This is a genomic window from Hymenobacter jejuensis (assembly GCF_006337165.1).
Taxonomy (GTDB): domain Bacteria; phylum Bacteroidota; class Bacteroidia; order Cytophagales; family Hymenobacteraceae; genus Hymenobacter; species Hymenobacter jejuensis.
Genome location: NZ_CP040896.1, coordinates 3,823,735 through 3,844,013, shown reverse-complemented (window position 1 = coordinate 3,844,013; position 20,279 = coordinate 3,823,735). Strand labels below are relative to the sequence as shown.

Sequence of the window (20,279 nt, the reverse complement as noted above, 5' to 3'; positions counted from 1 at the left end):
GACAAATTTAGAAAGTTAAAACCGCGCTTCGTCCGTAAGTACCGGTTTCTGGACTTACACCGCCGCTCTCATTACTTCTAATGCCTATTCCGCCTGTTTCATCAGCTTCCCCAACGGCTTCTAGTTCTCCGTCTACGAGGCCCGAGGATTTTTATCGTGCCCTCTTCGACGAAGCTTACGACGCCCTGCTGCTCTACGATGAGCACGGCACGCTGGTGGATTGCAACCAAACGGCCTTGCAGTGGCTGGGCACCACCCGGCCGGCATTGCTGAAATCAGACCTGATGGCGTTTGCCGTACCGGCCCCCAATGGCTCCGGCGACTATTGGCGCTCGGCCACGGCGTTGCACGAAGCCATCCTTAGCACTGCCAAGACCGGCCGCACGTACGCGCGGTGGTGGCAGGGCCGCCACTCCGCCGACCGGACGCCGCTCAAGGCGTGGGCCACGCTCCACCGCGTCCAGTGGCCCGGCGGCACACGGGTGCAGCTCACCTTACGCACCGAAATAGCCGAAGAACAGCCCAAAACACAAGTATCTGATAGTCAAGTAGTTATATCGCATAACGCCATTCAGCAACGGATGCGCGACATGCTTAGCCGCGCGGATCTGGCTTACATTTTCTGCGACAACAACGGCATTATCCGGGAGGCCAATGATTTCTTCTTGGATTTTACGGAGTACCAGCGCGAAGAAATCATTGGCCGCAACTACCACGACCTGTTTACGCCGCCTTCGGAGCGCGCGCTGCGCCGCAAAGTATTTGCCTCAGCAGTAAGCGAAAAAAAGCTGTCGGAATACTACGAGCGCATCCTGCTGACGAAGGGGGGCCAGACCCGCATGGTACACTGGAACACGGAGCTCGCCTACGATGCCGAAGGCAATGTTAGCGGGCTGTGGTCCATTGGCCGCGACCTGACCGACCGCCATGTTGCGGCGCGCGCCCTCAACGACAACCGCAACCGCCTCCAGGATTTCCTCGACAATGCCCACGACCTGATTCAGAACCTGAGCATTGACAACCGCTTTTTGTTCGTGAACAAGGCTTGGAAGGAAAAGCTCGGGTACACCGACGCCGACCTGCCCCACCTCACGCTCAACAACGTGGTGCACCCCTACTACAAAGCCAAGCTGCTGTATCAGCTGCGCAACTTGTACAAGGGCGAAAAAGTGAACAAGCTGGAAACGGTGTTTCTGACCAAAACGGGCAAACCCGTGCACCTGATCGGTAGCATTTCGTGCTCGTGGCAGGACGAAGAGCCGGTAAGCACCCGCGCCATTCTGCACGACATCACCGACCGCATCAAGGCCGAGCGCCTGCAGAAGGTGTACTACAGCATTGCTAATCTGGCCATTAGCTCCAAGGACTTGCACTCGTTGTACGGGGCCATTCACCGGGAGCTGAGCAAGATTATCGAGACCAACAACTTCTACATCGCCCTCTGCGACGAGGATCGCACGCAGCTGCAGTTCGTGTACTTCGTCGACCAGAACACGCAGGGCGAGCAGACCGTCACTTCGCGGCCCTTCTCTTCGGGCATCTCGGAGTACATCATCCGGACCGGGCGCCCGCAGTTTATGATCAAGGCCGAGCTTCAGGAACTCATCGCCAACGGCACCACCACGGCCTTTGGCCTGATGCCGGAGGTGATGCTGTGTTCGCCGCTGAGCATTGGCGAACGCATCATCGGCGTTATCGCCGTACAGGATTACCACAAAGCCGATGCTTACGCGACAGGCGACATTGAGATTCTGCACTTTATCTCCAACCAAGTGGCGCTGGCCATTGAGCGGAAGCGCAACGAAGTCCAGATCAACAAGCAAAATGCGCGGTTGAATGCCATTTTTGAAAGCGGAACCCACTTGATGTGGTCCGTGGATACGCACTCGCGCCTGACTTCCTTCAACCGCAATTACGCGGCGTATTTCCTGCGCCGCAACGGCGTGTACCCGGTCCTCAACGTCAATCTGTGGCAGGCCGACCTGGCCATGATGGAAGACGACGCCCGGCATTCCTTCATCGAGGGCTACAAAAAAGCGTTTCAGGGCCAACCCCAACGCTTCGAAGTGCGGCTGCGCGACTCGCGCGGGCTGGATACGTGGCGCGAAATCTACCTCAACCCGATTTACCTCGACGACGGCTCGTTCGAGGAGATTTCGGGCATTGCCCACGACATCACCGAGAAGAAAAGCTCGCAGTTGGAGCTGGCCTCGCAGGAAGAAAAGTTCCGCGCGATTTTCGAATCATTCCAGGACATCTACTACCGCACCGACGACCACGGCCTTCTCACCATCCTGAGCCCTTCGGTAGAGGAAGTGTTGGGCTACAAGCCCGAGGAGGTGCTGGGCACACGCATTATCGATTATTACGTCGACCCGCTGGACCGTGATCGCTTGCTTGAGGAAGTCAAGCGCGGCGGTGGTGCTTTGCGCAACTTCGAAACGGCCATTCGCCACAAAGACGGGCACCCCGTTAGCGTCCTGATCAATGCGCGGGCCGTTTCGGGAGAAATGTCTGGTACTGAGGGCATTGCGCGCGACATCACCGATCTTAAACAGATCGAGGACGAGCTACGCCACGCCAAAGACGAAGCCGAACGCGCCTTAGATGCCAAGACGCAGTTCTTGGCCAACATGAGCCACGAGTTGCGCACGCCGATGAACGGCATCATCGGCATGATCGATTTGCTGCACCAAACCGTGGCTTCCGAAGAACAGGAAGACTACGTGGATACGCTGCGCAAGTCGTCGGACGCGCTGCTGGCCATTCTCAACGATATCCTAGACCTGTCGAAGATTCAGGCGGGCAAGCTCGTGCTCAACGAAAGCGGCATCGACCTGCACTACACGCTCGACAAGCTGCATTCGTTGTTTGCCAACCGCGCCAACCAGAAGAATCTGCGCTTTACGTACCACATTACGCCGCACACGCCGCGCTTCATCATCACCGACGAAACGCGCCTGCTCCAGATCCTGTCCAACCTGACTTCCAACGCCATCAAGTTTACGCCGCAAGGCACGGTGAGCATCATCGTGTCGTCGGTTTCGACGGATGGAGAGGAACACACGTTGCGGTTTGCGGTGCAGGACTCGGGCATTGGCATTTCCTTGGAAAACGAAAAGCTGCTGTTCACCAACTTCACCCAGCTCGACACGACCCCAACCAAGTCGTTTGGCGGCACAGGACTGGGTCTGGCGATCAGCAAGCAGCTAGCGGAACTGTTGGGCGGTGATATTGGAATGATTTCCAACCCCGGCGATGGATCAACCTTCTGGTTCACAATACGTTGCCGCGTTGCTCTCAACGAGGATGCCATTGTACAGGAGCGCCTTGCTTCCCGCGATCGGTCGCAGGAAGTGGTCCGTTTCGAATCGTCGCCGCGGGTGCTGCTCGTCGACGACAACCCGATCAACCAGAAGGTAGCCATCCGCTTGCTCGACAAGCTGGGCTGCCGCGTCGATGTAGCTGGCGACGGCTTCGAAGCCATCAGCCGCGCGACTACGCCGAAGGTGAAGTACGACGTGATTTTCATGGACATTCAGATGCCGGAAATGGACGGCGTGACGGCCATGCGCGAAATCCGGGAGCGCCTGGGCGACCAGTGTCCGCCGGTTGTGGCCATGACGGCGTATTCAATGAAAGAAGATGCCGAACGCTTTGTGCAGGAAGGCATGGACGACTACGTGTCGAAGCCCGTCAAGACGCAGGACTTGTATGCGGTGCTACGCCGTTGGACCAATCCGGCTGCTACGCAGGACAAAGCCTCCGCGGCCTTGGGGCAAGCCGAGCCCGAAGAAGTCGCTCAGGATTCGATCTGCATCGACCCGGAAGTAGTTGAGCAGCTGCGCCAGCTGGGCGGCATCGACTTTGCGGCCGAGCTCTACACAGATTTTGAGCGCGAAGCCGGTCAGCTACTCGAAGAAGCGACCGCGCTAATGGACAAGCAGCAGTACGCCGAAATTCTGCCGCACCTGCACCAACTCAAAGGCACCGGCTTTACGTTGGGAATCAATGAGTTGGGCGAGCGTGCCAAATCCTTGGAGCACGACATCAAAAAGGGGCAATTCGCTACCGTCGAGCAGGACTTTAAAGATCTGCTGCGTTTATTTGCGCAATTTATCGCGGCTTACCCCGCGGTTACGCGGGCCAATTGAACTACTTTTCCTTAATCTTACTACCATACCACAACTAGCACCACAATTCCTCTCCCATGGCCGAGAATAAAACGATTCTGATTGCGGAAGACAGCTCCGTAATTCTAAACCTCACCAAGAAAATCTTGGAGCTCCAAAAATACCGCATTGTGTCGGCCAAAAATGGTGGCGAAGTAATCAAACAAGTTGAAAGCCAGCCAATTGACTGCGTGCTGATGGACATCAACATTCCGGTGAAAGACGGGATGGAGTGCACGCGGGAAATCCGTCGCAACGCCGATCCGCGCATTGCGCAATTGCCTATCATCGCCATCACCGGCAACGCCAACAACTACTCGATGGAGCAGTTTCGGGAAGCCGGCGTAACGGATTACTTACCCAAACCCCTTGATTTTGACGCACTTGTACGCGTGGTAAAACAATATGTAGGGTAAATACGGAAGTGAGATGCAGGAAGTGAGGTATGAGGCTAGCTTAAAGCAGAATCAGCGTGTAGAGTCTCATCGCTCCCTTCTCAGTTCTAACTTCTAACTATGGAAATTACATTTCTCGGGACGGGCACGTCGCAGGGGGTACCCGTTATTGGGTGCCATTGCAACGTGTGCCGTTCCGTTGATTTTCGGGATAAGCGGCTGCGCGTGTCGGTGCACCTGCGCGTGCAAGGCAAGAGCATCATCATCGACTCTGGCCCCGACTTCCGGCAGCAAGTACTGCGCGAGCGGATCGATCACCTTGATGCGCTGGTGTTTACGCACGAGCACAAAGACCATACGGCCGGCATGGACGACATCCGGGCGTACAATTTCCGGCAGCAACAGGACATGCCGGTGTATGCCGAGCAGCGCGTACTCAGCCAGCTGCGGCGCGAATACGAATACATTTTTGCCGAAAAGAAATACCCCGGCGTACCGCAGGTAAACACCATTCCGATTCTGAGCGACACCAACAGCTTTTCGGTGGAAGGGGTTGAATTTCAGCCTATTCGGGCACTTCATTACAAACTGCCCGTGCTTGGATTTCGGGTCGGCAATTTCACTTACCTCACCGACGCCAACTACCTCTCGCCTGAATCTCTGGAGCTAATGCGCGGCTCGGAAGTAATCGTCCTCAACGCGCTGCGCCACGAGAAGCACATTTCGCACTTCACGCTTCAGGAAGCCGTGGACATCCTGACCGATTTGGCCCCGCGCCGCGGCTATCTTACACACATCAGCCATCAACTGGGTCGTCACCGCGAAGTAGAAACTGAGCTACCAGACTTTGTTCGGTTGGCCTATGACGGCCTCAAGATAACGCTATGATAAGATGAGGCTGTTTCCAAGTCTTACCGAGCAGTTTTACTCACCTTTAACCCCAGTTGATCTTCTTCATCGGGTACGGACTAATACGGCCCCATTTTTCCAATTTGGCTGGCGTCGCGAGCCTTTTCATGGCTTTGTAGACGAAGATTCGTTTAAGATCCGACATCTTACGTGGTATACTAGTGTTTCAACACGGCCCCAAATTAGGGGTTGGGTCACTTCGGATGGCGCATCCAGTACCTTATGCTTACAGCATCGACTGCCACCTGTTCAATTTTGGTTTGGCATCGTCATGTTGTTTGGTATATGCTTATTTATGATAGGGATAATTATAGATACGGGTACTTCTAGTCTGTTGCCTTATCTGTTTCCCTTAGGTGTGTTAGCTTTCGGTTTACTTTCAGTACTTGCTCCATTTTGGTTTGCAGTGCGCAGGTCGAGAATGTTGCTGATGCAGTTATTGGAACTAGAAGAAGCCGGCTGCGACGTAGCCTCTTCAGCTATCTAAACTTTACACCATGCACAACAACTACTATTTCCTGCGCCAGCTGGCCCCTGCACTTACGCGGCAACTCGCAGGTTTTAAAGTTGTTACTTGCTTTTCGCAGGAGAAGGACGAGTTGGTAATTGGCCTGACCAACGGCACTACCGAATTTTGGCTGAAGGCCCAGCTTTCGGCTACTTTCCCGGCGTTGGCACTACCCGATACGTTTCACCGCGCCCGCGCCAATTCCGTCGATTTGCTGCCGGATTTATTGGGCCGAACTGTGGCTGACGTGAGCGTATTCCCGCACGATCGGGTCCTACGATTTGCTTTCGCTGATGGTGCTACGCTCCTACTGAAGCTGTACGGCATCCGGCCCAACGCCGTATTTCGGGCTGCGCCGGATGCCGCGGTGGAGCTGTTTCACCAGCGATTCACGGCCGATGCTACGCTAGCGCCTGCTTTGCCAGCTACTCCCCTTGCACACACCGATCCGTTGAAGCGTTATCCGGCGCTCGGAGATCTCCCCCCCCGCTATCTGCGCGCCCACGGCTACGACACGGCAGATGCGGCTGAGCGTGAGCAACTGGTGGCAAATGTCGTCGCGCGGCTCGAAAGCCCAACAGAATATTACCTCGTCTCGGTTGAGGGGCGTACACGGCTGAGCTTGCTGCCTGTGGGGCACATCGAGCAAACGCTCCCAGCCGATCCGGTGGCCGCGCTACGAGCTTTCGTGCCGATGGTCCTGAGCCGTCGGGCCTATGAAACCGAGCTTAAGCAGCTGCGTCAAACCCTCGAACGCCGTGCCGAGGAAGCTACCAACAGCGCATCTCAGGCCCAGCAGCGGCTGCATGCCTTAGAACACGGCGCGAGCTACCGCCAGACCGCCGACCTGATAATGGCGCACCTGCACGAAATTCCGACGGGAGCAGCGCAGGCCGACCTGTTCGATTTTTACCAAGACCAAGTGCGTACGGTGAAACTCAAGCCCACCGAAACGCCCCAGCGCACAGCCCAAAATCTCTACCGCAAGGCCAAAAATCAGCAGATCGAAACGCGCCAGCTTCAGGAGCGCATCGAGCGGCGCGAAACGGAGGCGTTCTGGTGCCTCGAACGGCTAGAAGAACTCGCTTCTCTGACTGATTTGCGCGCATTACGCACCTGGCGCAAGCAGCACGCTCTGGAGCCTGAAACTAAAGCCAAAGTCGCCACGGAGTTGCCGTTTAAAGTGTTCGAAGACAGTGGCTTTACCATCCTGGTGGGCCGCAATGCTCAAAACAACGACCTGCTTACCCAACGCTACGCCCACAAAGACGATCTGTGGCTACATGCCAAGGACGTAACAGGCTCGCACGTCGTGATCCGGCACCGCGCGGGGCAAACCGTCCCCGATCCCGTAGTTGAGCGTGCGGCGCAACTGGCCGCTTGGTATTCGCGGCGCAAAAACGATTCGCTGTGCCCGGTCACGGTCACGCCCAAAAAGTTCGTGCGCAAACCCAAAGGCGCTGTAGCCGGGTCGGTAGTGGTAGAGCGAGAGCGCGTGGTATTGGTAGAGCCGGTCAACCCGTTTGAGCGCAATAGCTAATCGGCTCCACTATCTATTACTGCGCAAACTCTTGACAGACAGAGGGTTATAACAAAAAAGCCCAACCTAAATAGGTTGGGCTTTTGAATGTGCGCGCGGGGAGATTCGAACTCCCACACCCGGAGGGCACCACCCCCTCAAGATGGCGTGTCTACCAGTTTCACCACGTGCGCAGGGACTGAAACAACGCTTTGTTAAACAGAAGCAAGTGCTTCCGGCTTCGTTGAGGCGGCGAAGCGAGGACAAAAGTAGATACTTGCGACAACCGGTGCAAGCTGGCTGGCATATTTTTTCAGCCTGAAGCTCCTACGCGCAAGTTAAAAGCGAGCTTAGAAGCTCGTAATCAGCGGCAACGGTAGTTCATTAGCCGCTCATTTATTGGCCCTAATTTTAATTTTTTAATGGCGACTTGGACCACTTGCTCCTTGGCCGGTCACATAAAGGCATAATTTCTGCAAACGCTTTTACAGCATTTCTTTACCCTAACCTTCTCCCCACCTATGCAACAACTTCTGAAGGAAGAAAGAACTGAGAACAAAACGGGCACCTTTTCTTCCGCTATTGGGCGATTTGCAGAACAGATAACCAAGTTTTCCGGCTCTACGCTCGCTTTCAGCCTTGCCACGCTCCTCGTACTTGTGTGGGCGGTTACGGGCCCGGTGTTTAAGTATTCCGAAACGTGGCAGCTGGTCATCAACACCGGCACGACCATCATCACCTTCCTGATGGTGTTCCTGATTCAGCGGGCACAGAACAAAGACTCGCTGGTTTTACACCTGAAACTCAATGAGTTGCTGGCGGCCACGCAAGGCGCCAGCAACCGCCTGATCAACGCGCAGGACTTCACGGAAGAAGAGATTAATACGCTGCATCAATATTTCTGCCTGCTGGCCGAAAAGGCCAAAGCCGATAAAGATTTGGGCCATACGCACTCCGTGGAAGAAGCCGAAGAAAACCACGAGAAGAAACGCAAGGCACACTTCCCTGCCGAAGCGAGTAAGTAATCCAACAAAAAGCCCCTGCCAAGTATGGCAGGGGCTTTTTGTTGCGGGGTTGTTGGATGAGGGCTAGCTCTGGGCCAATGGGGTGTTAACCACATGTTCCGACAAGAACCACGCTTGCAATTCGTTGGTCCGCATCACGTTGCTTACGAGCAAGTCGTTGGTACCGTCGTCGCCGGCGTCGGCCGCTTTCTTGGCGTAATCATGGCAGTTTTTCAGGATGATTCCGTGGGCTTTAGCCAAACGCGACACCTGGACCGGCGCTTCCTCCCGATCGCGGGGGATGCGCTCGAGGCTAGTTTGTTCGGCCACGTCGTGGGCCATTGCAATAGCAACACCACCCAAAATCTGGATGCGCTCAGCAATGGTATCGACCAGCTCATTTTGCTCTTCGTAGTGCTTGTCGTAGAGCAAGTGCAGCTGGTAGAAAGTAGGACCTACAACCTGCCAGTGGTGCTTTTTGTACATGTCGCGCAGCGTGATGGTGTCGGCCAGCATCTGGTTGAGCTGCGTTACGCTTTGCTGGCGCACATCGTCGGGCAACGCAATTTGCAGGCGTTGCTTTACGGTGCCGTAGCGCTGAAGCGCAGCGGGCGGGTTTTGCTGCTGGTTCAGGATGGGCTGCACGCTTACTTCGGCGCGAGCATCAGTTGCGGGAGCCGCCTTTTTGGACGCCGTACGCGAAGCAGGAGCGGCGGCAGCTTTTTTGCTGGTGGTTTTGGTTGCCATAATAGATGAAGGGAATTATTCTCGGTTGTGAACGCTGTAAATCAGCAAGCTGAAGCGTGCTTTTCTATGCCTTACAGTACGCGGTAGCAACGAGCAGGTTAGGCCAACAGCCCAAATCTTCTGCTACCCGCTGTGTAATATTTTGCTGTCGGACAAATCCGGCATTGGGTGGGCCTTGTTTCTATCTTTGGCATCCCCACGCTTTTTGATCTTCCCTACTCCAACCCGACTCTGTCCGTGAACGAAGCGCATATCCACCTGATCCTGAACCATACACCTATTCTGGGCAGCTTATTTGGGCTGGTGCTGATGCTGACGGGCATGATCCGCCAGAATGCCGTCGTGCTGCGTACGGGTTTGGTTACGTTGGTAGTGGCAGCGGTGCTGGCCATGCCCACCCAACTCACGGGCGAAGGCGCCGAAAAAGTAGTCGAACACCAGCCTGGTGTGAGCCGTAGCCTTTTGCACGAGCACGAAGAAGCCGCCGAGCTGGCTTTCTGGGTGCTGTCGGCTACAGGTGCGCTGGCGTTGGGCAGTGTGCTCCTGCTCAACCACCAACACCGGCGGGCCGCGTTGCTCGCCCGCTTCGCGCTCGCGGGTGCCCTACTCAGTTTCGGCCTGATGGCCCGGGCTGGCAACCTAGGCGGCCAGATTATGCATCCCGAAACCCGCAGCGATTTTGTATCGAATGCTTTCGAGAACGAGCACAACGCCTCCACCAAGTTGCCGTAAGTAGGTTGGCGGGCTAAAAAGACAAATTGCAAACATTTGATTATCAAACATTTATAAAAATGCCATTTCCATTCTTTGGTGACGACAAATCGACGGTAGCCCGTCTGCTGGCCACCCTCCCCCAGACGGGCCGCCTCGAATGGATTGGGATTCGGCCTGTGCGCCGCGAGCCACTCGTGTCGCTGCCCGAAGCCGAAGTCCTGACCGATGCGCACCTGCGCGGCGACCATGCTCGTATCAAGCCCGGTGGCAAGCGCCAGATTACGCTCCTACAGCACGAGCATCTGGCGGCAGTAGCAGGCTTTTTGGGGCTCGATGCGCCCGTTGAGCCGGGCCGGTTGCGCCGAAACTTGGTTGTTAGCGGCCTGAACCTGCTGGCGCTCAAGAACCGGCAGGTGTGCATCGGCGAGGAAGTGGTGTTGGAAATTACAGGCGAATGCCACCCGTGCTCGCGCATGGAAGAAGAGCTAGGCCCCGGCGGTTACAACGCCATGCGCGGCCACGGCGGCCTCACGGCGCGCATTGTGCAAGGCGGCCTCATCCGCCCCGGCGACCCTGTGCGGGTAATGGAGTAACCCACAGCTAAACGCCGAATTGCAGTTTTTTTATGCTGCTTTTTAGCATAAAAAAACTGCGTTTATAGGGCAACGTTTCGAAGCAAGTCCCTTCTATCTGAGAGGGTAATTTATTTATACAGAGAAGCTTATTACATCAACATAACATCCGCTCCAGTCGCGGGCAACGAATGGCAAAAGCCATTTTTTTGCTTTTCAAATAATAAAGCAGATTGTTTGAAAAGCAGAAAAACGGCCGTACTTTGTTTCATGTCAGTGAAACGAGACGACAAGCGGGACCAAATTCTGAAGGCTGCTAGCCAGTGCTTTAGCCGGTTTGGGTTTGAAAAAACGACGCTGCAAGACATCGGGGCGGCGGCGCGATTTAATAAGGCGTCGCTGTACTACTATTTCAAAAACAAGGAAGATCTATTCATTCAGGTGGTGATGCTGGAGGCCGAGCATTACCTAAATGCACTACAAGAGCAGGTAAAGCCGCTCGATCGAGCTGCCGATAAGATTGTTGCTTACCTCACCGGCCGCCTCGCCTACTACCGGCAAGTCCTTAACCTGCACCAACTTAGCATCGAAAGCCTGCAACGCTTCGAGCCCATGTTCGACGACGTATACCAAGCCGTGCGCGAGCAGGAACTGGCATTTCTGAGCCAACTCCTGCGCGAAGGCGTCGAAGACCGCGAGTTTCTGAAGCTCAACGGCGAGCGCGCCGCCGACGCGCTGCTTACCGTCGCCGACGGCATCAAGCACGAGGCCGTACAACGCTCGCGCACCGCTTTCGCGCAGGAAGTGGACTATGCGCCGGTGCAGGAAAAGCTACAATACACACTCACGCTGCTGCTAAACGGCCTACGGAAGTAAGCATATCTACTTCACTACCAACATGCTAACTGCCGACGGACGCTTGGCGTCGTGGTAGAGCCGGATGGTGGCTTTCTGAAAATCCTTGGCATCGGCGGTTGGGATGTTCACGAACGTTTGGGGATTGCGGTCGACCAGCGGAAACCAAGAGCTTTGCACTTGCAGCATCAGGCGGTGGCCTTTTTTGAAGGTGTGCAGTGCGTCGTTGAGTTCGTATTTCACTTCGGCAACCTTACCAGGCTGGAAAGGCTCGGGCTTCTCGAAGCTGTTGCGGAACCGCCCGCGAATTACTTCCGCTCTTACAAGCTGCTGATACCCATTTGTTTGCGTATTCTTCGCATCCGAGGCAGGAGTTGCTGCCCCGGCAGGCAGCACGTCGATGAGCTTGACTACAAAGTCGGCGTCGGTGCCCGTGGTGGTTACAAACAAGTCGGCGGTGAGCGGGCCAGCCAACGTTAGGTCTTCGGTGAGCGGCGCGGTCTGGAAGGTGAGCACGTCGGGGCGTTTGCTGGCAAAGCGCTGGTCTTCAACCATATACTCGTTGTTGCGATGCGCATACACGCCGTCGGTGTAGGGCACGGGGTTAGCCGGGTCGCTGACGTATTCGTTGGAGCTTTCGGCAACGGTGGGTTTATTGAAGGACAGCTGATTGGCGGGCTGGAAAAACAACGTGCGCGGCTGAGCAGCTTTAGGCGGCCACGCGTCGTAGGTTTTCCAGTCGTTGGTGCCCGTGTTGAACACCGTTGCTTCAGCCGCTCCGAACGAGCCTTTGTCCTTGAGATAGTGGTTAAAAAACTGGGTTTCCAGCTTTTCGCGGTAGTATTTGGCCGTATTCTGCCCGAAGTTCAGCGGGCCAAATTTGCTCCAGTCGGCACGGGCCCACGCGCCGTGCGTCCAAGGGCCCATTACGAGGCGGTTGTCGGTGCCAGGGTTCTGTTTCTCAAGGGCTTGATACGTTTTCAAAGCCCCGAATAAATCCTCGGCATCAAACCAGCCCCCGACTACCAACACCGCAGGTTTCACGTTTTGCAGGCTCGTCCGGATGTTGCGGGCTTTCCAATACGCGTCGTAGGTGGGATGCGCCATGTACTCGTTCCAGGTTTTGGCGCGGTTGTTAAAATACTGGGCGTTGTTGGCGTTTTTGATGGGCCCCAGTTCCAGAAAGAACTTGTATAAGTCGGTGGGTTTGGCGGCAAACATCTCCGCGTACTCCGCCACGGGGCCTTGGCGGGGTGCGTCGAAGTAGTTCATAAATTCGAAGTTATCGAGCAGGTAAAACGCGCCGCGGTGGTTGGCATCGTCGCCGATAAACTCGTCTGTCACAGGCGCTTGCGGCGATACGGCTTTCAGGGCCGGATGCGCGTCGGGCAGAGCGGCCGTGGCGTAGAAACCCGGATACGAAATGCCCATCAGCCCCACGCGGCCGTTGTTGTTCGGCACGTTTTTGAGCAGCCATTCGATGGTATCGTAGGTATCGGAGCTTTCGTCGGTTTGCTTGCCGCTGTTGCCGGGCACGTTGGGCGTCATTTCCTCAAACTGTCCCTCGCTTTTGCACCGACCCCTAACGTCTTGATAAACAAATATATACCGTTCACGCGAAAGCTCCTCGCTCGGACCCGGCCCGCGCTTGCGGTAATTCGATTCGCCGTAGGGTGCGGCCGAATACGGCGTGCGTTCCATCAGAAACGGATATTTCACATTCGCCGCGTCTTTGGGCACGTAGATCACCGTGTAGAGCTTCACCCCATCGCGCATCGGAATCTGGCGGTCGAGCTTGGTGTAGTTGGCGCGCACGAAAGCCGTATCGGCCGCCGGCGTAATCTGGAGTTGAGCCAGTGCCGTCGGGGCGCTGGCTAGGGCGACGAGCAGGGCCGCAACGGAAACAAGACGGGTCATGGAGGAAAGCTACGGAAACGGCGGAAGCTTTAGATGAAGCACGATTTCAACGCAACTAAATAAGCCCCGAAAATTCTGGGTTAACGCCAAAGCCTAAAGTAGGACTAGCAGCTAAAAGCTAGTTCCCCTCCTCAGCTGAGGAGGGGTTAGGGGTGGTTGAATGATTAGAGTTAGAAAACTAGAATTCGTTCTGATGCTTGCCAACCACCCCTAGCCCCTCCTCAGCTGAGGAGGGGAACTAGTTTTTAGATCTATGCATAATTCATTATTAATCAATAGCTTACCTATTCACCGCCATACCTGCTCTTTCCGCTTTTGCCGGCGTCCATGCGCACGATTTTGGGCGTAAACGAGCCCAGTACATCTACTAGGTCGCGCTGATGGGCCATTACTTGGTGAATGTCCTTATAAGCCATGGGTGCTTCGTCAAGGCCCCCGCCGATGAGTTCGATGCCGTGGTCGCGGAGGTAGCGGTGCACCTCCCCTTCCTTGAGTGTTTTCATGGCTTGGCCGCGCGACATCCGGCGGCCGGCGCCGTGCGAGGCCGATTGCAAGGAATCGCGCTCGCCGCGCCCGCGCACGATGAAGCCGGGAGCCGTCATGGAGCCCGGAATGACACCGAGAACACCTTCGCCAGCCGGCGTGGCGCCCTTGCGGTGCACAATGGCTTCGCGCCCGTCCGATAGCGTTTCTTTCCAGGCAAAGTTGTGGTGGTTTTCGACTTGGGCTAATGCATTCTCGCCCAAGGCTTTGCTGAGCCGGCGGTGTATGTCGTGGTGACAGGCCGAAGCATAGTCACCGGCCAAGTTCATGGCCCGCCAGTATTCTTGCCCTTCCTGGGAGTTCATGTCGAGCCACGCGAGGTAGCGTGCTTCGGGCGGGAGCGGGCACTTATTCATGGCCACTTTAGTATAGTGCTGCGCGATGGCCGCCCCCAGCCCGCGCGAGCCGCTGTGCGAAAGCAGCCCCAAATACTGACCAACCGGAAGGTTCAGCTCGTTGTCTTCGGCCGAGATCTCCACCACACCCCACTCCACAAAGTGGTTGCCGGAGCCCGAAGAACCCATTTGGTTGATGGCAGCTTCGCGCTTGCCGCGCACCACCGCGATTTCTTTGAATTCCGGGCGCTCCAGCACCGGGTCATCGGTGGGGTTTTTGAAGACTTCCTTGCCGCCAAAGCGGGTGTTGTTCAGCAGCAGCTTGCGCAACTCCTGCGTCCGCTGATCGAGGTAGCGCGGCGGTAAGTCAAACACCGACAAGCACATCCGGCAGCCAATGTCCATGCCCACACCGTACGGAATCACGGCATTGTCGGCGGCCAGCACGCCGCCGATGGGCAAGCCATAGCCCTGATGCGCGTCGGGCATGAGAGCGCCGTCGATGGTGATGGGCAGCTGCATGGCCGTATCCATCTGCTTGCGGGCGCCATCTTCGATGAAGGCGTCGCCGTAACGACGATAATCCTTGATTTCGAGGTTGAGCTTGACGTCGCGGCTGGGCTGCGGCACGAGTTTCTGCGCCAAGGGCCGCCAATCTTCGTCGCGCACAAACTTGTGCGGATCGGTTTGGATTTCCTGCAACAACGCCTGCGCGCTGCCTTTATCCAGCTTTCTAAACTGCCGCTGGTCCAAAATATCCAAGGCCAAACTGATGGTAGCCTCGTCGGTAAAACCGAGCTGCCGGAGGTCTTTACTGTGCAGTTTGTTTGTCGCCTTAGCCATGATCTACAGTTGGTGGGTGGTGTCTGTAGTAGCGCGGGGAAGGCAAGCCAGGTTATAGCCGAGCTTGAGACGGTTGCTAACGCGCGCAGCCCATAGTCACATAATACATTGATATACAGATAATTATGTAACCAGTTTTTTTAATCTTGCTGCGAAGGCAAGTGCTCGTGGGCTGGCGCGACGTCGCGGTGAAACAGGCGGTAAGTCAGGGCCAAGACTACGTTGTTTTTGGCCGAGGTATTCTGCGGGACGAACTGCCCTTGCTTCACAACGGGCAGGTTGTAATTGGCTTGATTTACCCAACCGGCTTGCAGGGCCAGGTGCTGGTTGAATTGATAACCGGCCCCCGCATACACTCGGTTGCGCTCAAACACAGGCCCTTTCGGGTTGAGAAATATCTCGTCGTAGATTGACAGGAAGACAGTTTTGGCGGCAATGGTTTTGGCATTCAGCGGGATGAAGGTGTTGAGCCGGTACCGGATGCGGTTGCGCGTCGCCGAACTGTCGCCTCGGTAGTCAAACCAGCGCTGCTCCATGCGGTAGCGGTGCTCGATCTTTACGCGCTCGAGGTACTGATTGAGCACCAGTTGCAGCCAGAGGCGTTTTTCCACGTTGAGCGGCCCGTCTTCGAGCGCTTTGTAGTCGGAGGTGGAGTAGCGGCCGCCGGCGAGCATCACCGTGAAGTTTTTGTCGAGGTCGTAGCTCACCCCACCTTTCAGCTCGTTGTAGAAATACTGCCGGAAAAGCGCGTTGGTACGGGCCTGCACTTCCGCAAAACCGCCCCACTTCTTTTCCGGGCTGCCCGGCAGCTGTACCGTCCCGATAAACCAGCTGCCCAAGGGCTGGGCCGGGTTGGCGGGCGTTTGGGCCTAAGCAGCCTGCATGCCGCTGCCAGTTAACGCCATCACAAAACCCAACACGAGTAAGCACTTGTTCATCAACATGTTGGAAATGGATTTAAATGAACACAAGCGTTCCTGAACCCCACTACGAAAAATTGCTAACGGCCAGCACAAATATAGAGGTCGCTCAGAAGCGAAAGCCATCACGCGGTTTCGCAAGTCGGGAAAGCAAAAAGTAGCACAATAGGGTTGTGCTCTTTTTCAGTTAACTTATTTTTAATCAGCAACTTACGTGCTGGCGCCCTCCATCCGCACAATGCGCGGCGTGAAGGTGCCGAGCACGTCCACTAGCTCCTGCTGGCTTTGCATCACGGCGTGGATGTCTTTGTAAGCCATGGGTGCTTCGTCGAGGCCGCCGCCGATGAGCTCTACGCCGTGCTGGGCGAGGTAGCGCCGCACTTCGGCTTCGCCCAGCTCCTGCTTGGCCCGCGTCCGCGACATCCGGCGGCCGGCGCCGTGCGACGCCGAGGCCAACGACTCGGCCACTCCCCGGCCCCGCACAATAAAGCCCGGCGCCGTCATCGAACCCGGAATCATGCCGAGCACGCCTTTGCCGGCCGGCGTGGCGCCCTTGCGGTGCACGATTACCTCGCGGCCGTCGGCCATGCGTTCTTTCCAGGCGAAGTTGTGGTGGTTTTCGACCTTAGCCAAAGGCTTCTCGCCCAGGGCTTTGGCAATGCGGTGGTGAATCTGAAAGTGGCACGCCGAGGCGTAATCACCGGCCAGGTTCATCGCCCGCCAGTATTCTTGCCCCAACTCCGTTTCGAGCGACAGCCAGGCGAGGTGCTTGGCTTCGGCCGGCAGCTGGCAGTTTTCCATCGCGAGCTGCGTGTAGTGGTTGGCCACGCTGGCCCCCAAACCCCGCGAGCCGGAGTGCGAGAGCAAGCCCACGTACTGCCCCAGCGGCAGCCCCAGCTCGTTTTGCGGTTCGGTGATCTCCACGATGCCGAACTCCACGAAGTGGTTGCCGCCCCCCGACGTCCCGATTTGTGCCGCGGCCGTGGCTTGCTTGTTGCGCAGAAAGCCAATGTCCTGAAATTCATTGCGTTCGAGCACGGCGTGGTCCATTTTGCGGCCGTGCTGGAAACCGTCGCGGTTGCCGAACCGCGTGTGTTCGAGCAAAAGCTTGCGCAGCTCCTGCACCCGCTGCCCCAGAAACTGCGGCGGCAAGGGCAACACCGACAACGCCATCCGACAGCCAATGTCGACGCCCACGGCATACGGAATTACGGCGTTATCCGTCGCCAATACGCCGCCGATGGGCAAGCCGTAGCCGTGGTGGGCGTCGGGCATCAGGGCGCCAGCTACCGTCACGGGCAGCTTCATGGCCGTTTCCATCTGATGGATAGCGCCTTGCTCGATGTGCTCGGCGCCGTAGAGGGCGTATTCTTTGCGCTCGGTCAAGGCGATGTGGCGGCTGGGCGGGGGCAAAAGGGCCGCTGCCACGTGGCTCCAATCGAGGTCGGTGGAGAACTCGGTGGGCGTTTGCAGCACCCGCTGCAAGAGCGTTAGCTGATCGGTATGTGAGAGTTTTTTCAAATGCTTGCGCTGCAATTGGGCCAGCGCCAAGCCAATGGCCCGACCTTCTGGAAAACCAAGTTGCCGAAGGTCATTGCCGCGTAATTGTTGTGCCATAAAAGGGGAATTTTAAAAGGAGAAAAAGCGAAGCCAGCGGGCGTGAGCAGGTTATCTATCCAAGCAGTTCAGGGCCGCAAAGCGGTGAAGATGCTTGCGGAAAATCCGCACGATGGCTTTTCTAAATTTGCTGATGGTAAATACTTTTTTCATATATATTTGATTATCAATTATTTATGAAATTACATTAACACAACTCGATACCCAATCACTGGTGAGCACCCACTGAACGACATCCGGTGTTTGGGAAGGCTACGGAAAGGGGCAACGGGCGCTGAGTCTTCCTGCTCTACCAAACTGAGCTACCATCGGCCTAGGAGCCAATGAGCGGGACTCGAACCCGCGACCAGGCGATTAAAAGTCGAAGTAAGACTCGGCTACGGCACCCACCGGCGCATTTTTCACTGGGGCAACAAGCGCGCAACCATTGGTCCTGCCCTACCAATTTGCCAGCCGCAGTGCCGAAGCACTAATTCGGGAGTCGAACCCGCGACAGGACCTATTTTTGGAGCGAAGTATGGCTGCCCTACGGCACCCAGTGAAGTAGTTGATGACGATCAAACCGCGGGGGCAACTGGCGAGCAGCGGAAGTATACGGCCAAGGCCGCTCTGCTCTACCTACTGAGCTACTTTCGCAGCCTGAGCCAGTGTGCGAAAGGCGGGGCTCGAACCCGCGACCCGAAGTAACGCTGCTCTACGACACCCGGCGGATTAATTATGCATCTCTTGCCAACGGACAAGGGCAACAGGCGATCGGCGTTGATCTTACGCTTGCTTGGCAGCAAGGCCGGGATTCGAACCCGCAGACGTGGCCTGGCTATTGAGCTGGCACGCCCGAAGAAAAATCCCGAAGTAACGCCTATCTACGGCACCTTGCGCGTTGGCGGAAATCAATAATTGATAATTGGCTAATCGACTGGTTTTCATTTTATTAACTAAGTAATTAAGGCGTGGTGGGAACGACAACCGCTTTCTTATTTGCCGTTCCCATGGCCGCGTGTTTACAATTTTATTTTTTCAATTTCGGTCAGGGCGGTGCCGCCGTTTTCCAGCGCGTGGAGCACGTCGAACACTTTATCCGACCAGCCCGCGATGAGGAAAACCCCATCGGCAGCCTGGACTTGCACCGGCGTGGTGCCGTGGCCGGCCAAGTCGAACAGGTAGAGCCGGGCGTGCGTGGCCACCGTGCGGCGGTATTCGCGCCACTCGTGGGCCAGCGTGTCTTGGTGGCCACGGCTGTCCCAGAGCTGGCAGTCGGTGAACACCAGCACTTTGTCGGCCCGCTCGCGCTGCTCCCGCAGGTCGCGGATGACCAAATGCCCGTTGGTGCTGTAGCCTACCTCGCCTTCGCGGCGGTACAGCTCCTGCACGTTGCGCAACACTTGGCCCTGAGGCAATGCCACACGCTTCCAACGGTCGCCGAACATGCCCGTAACTACCTGCTTACAACGGCTTTGTAGGAGCATGCCGAGCACCAAACCCACGTCGTAGAGCAGCACTTTGCTGCGCGCCGACACCGGCTGCTGCATCGAGCCCGACACGTCGCAGGCCACTACCACACGGGTTTCGGAACCGAAGCCGCGCAAGTTGTCCGCCGAGTGCACGATAGCCGCTTCCAGTGCTGCCAATACGGCCGCTACGTGACCACCACGTAACCCCAAGGCAGTCAGCACCTTAGTTACCGGGCCCGTAGTCGTATTCATGGCCTCCACCTCGCGGTAAGCGGCCAAGAACCGAAACGGCAACTGCCGGGCCCGCGCCACCGCAAAGCGGTCGGCGAGCATGGTACACACCCGATCCATTGCCTCGGCCGACACGTCGGCTTCGAGGATGTTGCGCAGGTTGCGCAGCAAGGCCATGTAACCCAGCTTGCCGCTCCCGATCAGCTCCTCCCACTTGGCGCGGAAGGCCGCGGCGCGTGCTTCGTCGTTGGCGAAGCTCCCCTGCCCCAGCGCCGACAACTCGGTTTCCCAAGTGTAAGGCGTTGGCAGCGTGCCCGCTACAAGCTGGTCGAACAGGGCTTGTTGAGCCCTATCGCGGGCCGTAGGGTGCACCAGAAATAACGCATCGCGAAGGCGAATGGTGCCGGCACGGTCGTACTTAGCCAACTGGTAGCCGTCGAAACGGTTGAAGCTGAGGGCCAAGCCTTTCTGCAATTGCTTGGAGAGGCGGTTGAGGGTTTTGGTGCCGCCGCGGTCGTTGGCTTGGGCATAGAAAGCAAGCAACTCCGTGATTTCGTCGGCGCGCTGCACCACGCGGGCCACCAAGCGGCTCACGAGATTGTCGCCGCGGTGCAGACGGGCCAGCTCCACAACCAGCACCAAGGGCACTGAGCGCAGATAAAGCCGTTCGCGAGCGTATACCGCCAATTGGGCCACAAACAAAGGGTCGTTTTGCGCTACCAACTGACGCATCCGCGTCAGCCGCGTGTCGGCCTTTTCGTAGAACTGGTCGCTGAGCGCGGCAGTGGCCACGGCAGCATACAGTTCCAGCTGGGGCGTGAGCTGGTAAGCTGCAGCGCCTTCGTAGTTGATGGCGTTGGGCTGGGTTTTACGGAGGGTAAAGTTGAAGCGCATAAGGGTAAAAATGTGAGCTAGGAAATGGTGTAATGGTGCATCAATAGTTTATATAAAGCGATAAACTTTGCTCGACTTGTTGCCTTAATTATTAATTCAACTGTGTATTATTTTACTAAAAGAACATACCTGT

14 protein-coding genes and 1 tRNA gene are annotated in these 20,279 nt (G+C 56.6%); 8 read left to right on the top strand and 7 right to left on the bottom strand.

Annotated features, from left to right (window positions below):
- The first annotated feature begins 80 nt into the window (after positions 1 to 80).
- The 4 genes from FHG12_RS15940 to FHG12_RS15925 all read left to right on the top strand — a co-directional run bounded on the left by FHG12_RS15940 (position 81) and on the right by FHG12_RS15925 (position 7,524).
- Positions 81 to 4,154, top strand: coding sequence for a PAS domain S-box protein (locus FHG12_RS15940; protein ID WP_139516671.1), 4,074 nt, complete (start codon positions 81 to 83; stop codon positions 4,152 to 4,154).
- Positions 4,155 to 4,210: 56 nt separating this feature from the next.
- Positions 4,211 to 4,588 (top strand): response regulator, encoded by a 378-nt coding sequence (locus FHG12_RS15935; protein WP_139516670.1) that lies wholly within the window; start codon positions 4,211 to 4,213, stop codon positions 4,586 to 4,588.
- Between the two features lie 99 nt (positions 4,589 to 4,687).
- Positions 4,688 to 5,455, top strand: coding sequence for an MBL fold metallo-hydrolase (locus FHG12_RS15930; protein WP_139516669.1), 768 nt, complete (start codon positions 4,688 to 4,690; stop codon positions 5,453 to 5,455).
- A gap of 518 nt (positions 5,456 to 5,973) precedes the next feature.
- A complete protein-coding gene (locus FHG12_RS15925; protein WP_139516668.1) occupies positions 5,974 to 7,524 on the top strand; it encodes an NFACT RNA binding domain-containing protein in 1,551 nt (516 codons plus the stop codon).
- A 90-nt stretch (positions 7,525 to 7,614) separates the two neighbouring features.
- Here FHG12_RS15925 and FHG12_RS15920 read toward each other — a convergent pair.
- Positions 7,615 to 7,697 (bottom strand) — tRNA-Leu (locus FHG12_RS15920).
- A 327-nt stretch (positions 7,698 to 8,024) separates the two neighbouring features.
- On the opposite strand from FHG12_RS15920, the gene FHG12_RS15915 reads away from it, so the two are divergent.
- Positions 8,025 to 8,528 carry a low affinity iron permease family protein gene (locus tag FHG12_RS15915; protein WP_139516667.1) on the top strand — a complete coding sequence of 168 codons (504 nt, stop codon included), beginning with the start codon at positions 8,025 to 8,027 and terminating at the stop codon, positions 8,526 to 8,528.
- Between the two features lie 63 nt (positions 8,529 to 8,591).
- Here FHG12_RS15915 and FHG12_RS15910 read toward each other — a convergent pair whose 3' ends face one another.
- Positions 8,592 to 9,254, bottom strand: a complete 663-nt coding sequence (locus FHG12_RS15910) for a Dps family protein (protein ID WP_139516666.1) — start codon at positions 9,252 to 9,254, stop codon at positions 8,592 to 8,594.
- Between the two features lie 237 nt (positions 9,255 to 9,491).
- Here FHG12_RS15910 and FHG12_RS15905 point away from each other — a divergent pair, with 237 nt between their 5' ends.
- The 3 genes from FHG12_RS15905 (at position 9,492) to FHG12_RS15895 (ending at position 11,416) form a co-directional block, all read left to right on the top strand.
- A complete protein-coding gene (locus tag FHG12_RS15905) occupies positions 9,492 to 9,986 on the top strand; it encodes a hypothetical protein (RefSeq protein WP_139516665.1) in 495 nt (164 codons plus the stop codon).
- Positions 9,987 to 10,045: 59 nt separating this feature from the next.
- On the top strand, positions 10,046 to 10,561 hold the full coding sequence (locus FHG12_RS15900; protein ID WP_139516664.1) for an MOSC domain-containing protein: 516 nt from the start codon (positions 10,046 to 10,048) through the stop codon (positions 10,559 to 10,561).
- Positions 10,562 to 10,810: 249 nt separating this feature from the next.
- The gene (locus tag FHG12_RS15895) at positions 10,811 to 11,416 is read left to right on the top strand and encodes a TetR/AcrR family transcriptional regulator (protein ID WP_139516663.1); all 606 of its coding nucleotides are present in this window, start codon (positions 10,811 to 10,813) and stop codon (positions 11,414 to 11,416) included.
- A 6-nt stretch (positions 11,417 to 11,422) separates the two neighbouring features.
- Here FHG12_RS15895 and FHG12_RS15890 read toward each other — a convergent pair whose 3' ends face one another.
- From FHG12_RS15890 to FHG12_RS15870, 5 genes are all read right to left on the bottom strand, one after another.
- On the bottom strand, positions 11,423 to 13,312 hold the full coding sequence (locus tag FHG12_RS15890; protein ID WP_139516662.1) for a CocE/NonD family hydrolase: 1,890 nt from the start codon (positions 13,310 to 13,312) through the stop codon (positions 11,423 to 11,425).
- A gap of 284 nt (positions 13,313 to 13,596) precedes the next feature.
- Positions 13,597 to 15,033: an RtcB family protein gene (locus FHG12_RS15885; RefSeq protein WP_139516661.1), complete on the bottom strand. Its 1,437-nt coding sequence runs from the start codon at positions 15,031 to 15,033 to the stop codon at positions 13,597 to 13,599.
- Between the two features lie 140 nt (positions 15,034 to 15,173).
- The gene (locus FHG12_RS15880) at positions 15,174 to 15,872 is read right to left on the bottom strand and encodes a DUF2490 domain-containing protein (protein ID WP_139516660.1); all 699 of its coding nucleotides are present in this window, start codon (positions 15,870 to 15,872) and stop codon (positions 15,174 to 15,176) included.
- A 291-nt stretch (positions 15,873 to 16,163) separates the two neighbouring features.
- Positions 16,164 to 17,570 (bottom strand): RtcB family protein, encoded by a 1,407-nt coding sequence (locus FHG12_RS15875; RefSeq protein ID WP_139516659.1) that lies wholly within the window; start codon positions 17,568 to 17,570, stop codon positions 16,164 to 16,166.
- A 1,001-nt stretch (positions 17,571 to 18,571) separates the two neighbouring features.
- Positions 18,572 to 20,146: a TROVE domain-containing protein gene (locus FHG12_RS15870; RefSeq protein ID WP_139516658.1), complete on the bottom strand. Its 1,575-nt coding sequence runs from the start codon at positions 20,144 to 20,146 to the stop codon at positions 18,572 to 18,574.
- Positions 20,147 to 20,279 lie beyond the last annotated feature (133 nt).

Coding starts and splice junctions, on each gene's coding strand:
- FHG12_RS15940 (WP_139516671.1), top strand. CDS start 81: ATGCCTATTCCGCCTGTTTCATCAGCTTCCCCAACGGCTTCTAGTTCT.
- FHG12_RS15935 (WP_139516670.1), top strand. CDS start 4,211: ATGGCCGAGAATAAAACGATTCTGATTGCGGAAGACAGCTCCGTAATT.
- FHG12_RS15930 (WP_139516669.1), top strand. CDS start 4,688: ATGGAAATTACATTTCTCGGGACGGGCACGTCGCAGGGGGTACCCGTT.
- FHG12_RS15925 (WP_139516668.1), top strand. CDS start 5,974: ATGCACAACAACTACTATTTCCTGCGCCAGCTGGCCCCTGCACTTACG.
- FHG12_RS15915 (WP_139516667.1), top strand. CDS start 8,025: ATGCAACAACTTCTGAAGGAAGAAAGAACTGAGAACAAAACGGGCACC.
- FHG12_RS15910 (WP_139516666.1), bottom strand. CDS start 9,254: ATGGCAACCAAAACCACCAGCAAAAAAGCTGCCGCCGCTCCTGCTTCG.
- FHG12_RS15900 (WP_139516664.1), top strand. CDS start 10,046: ATGCCATTTCCATTCTTTGGTGACGACAAATCGACGGTAGCCCGTCTG.
- FHG12_RS15895 (WP_139516663.1), top strand. CDS start 10,811: ATGTCAGTGAAACGAGACGACAAGCGGGACCAAATTCTGAAGGCTGCT.
- FHG12_RS15890 (WP_139516662.1), bottom strand. CDS start 13,312: ATGACCCGTCTTGTTTCCGTTGCGGCCCTGCTCGTCGCCCTAGCCAGC.
- FHG12_RS15885 (WP_139516661.1), bottom strand. CDS start 15,033: ATGGCTAAGGCGACAAACAAACTGCACAGTAAAGACCTCCGGCAGCTC.
- FHG12_RS15875 (WP_139516659.1), bottom strand. CDS start 17,570: ATGGCACAACAATTACGCGGCAATGACCTTCGGCAACTTGGTTTTCCA.
- FHG12_RS15870 (WP_139516658.1), bottom strand. CDS start 20,146: ATGCGCTTCAACTTTACCCTCCGTAAAACCCAGCCCAACGCCATCAAC.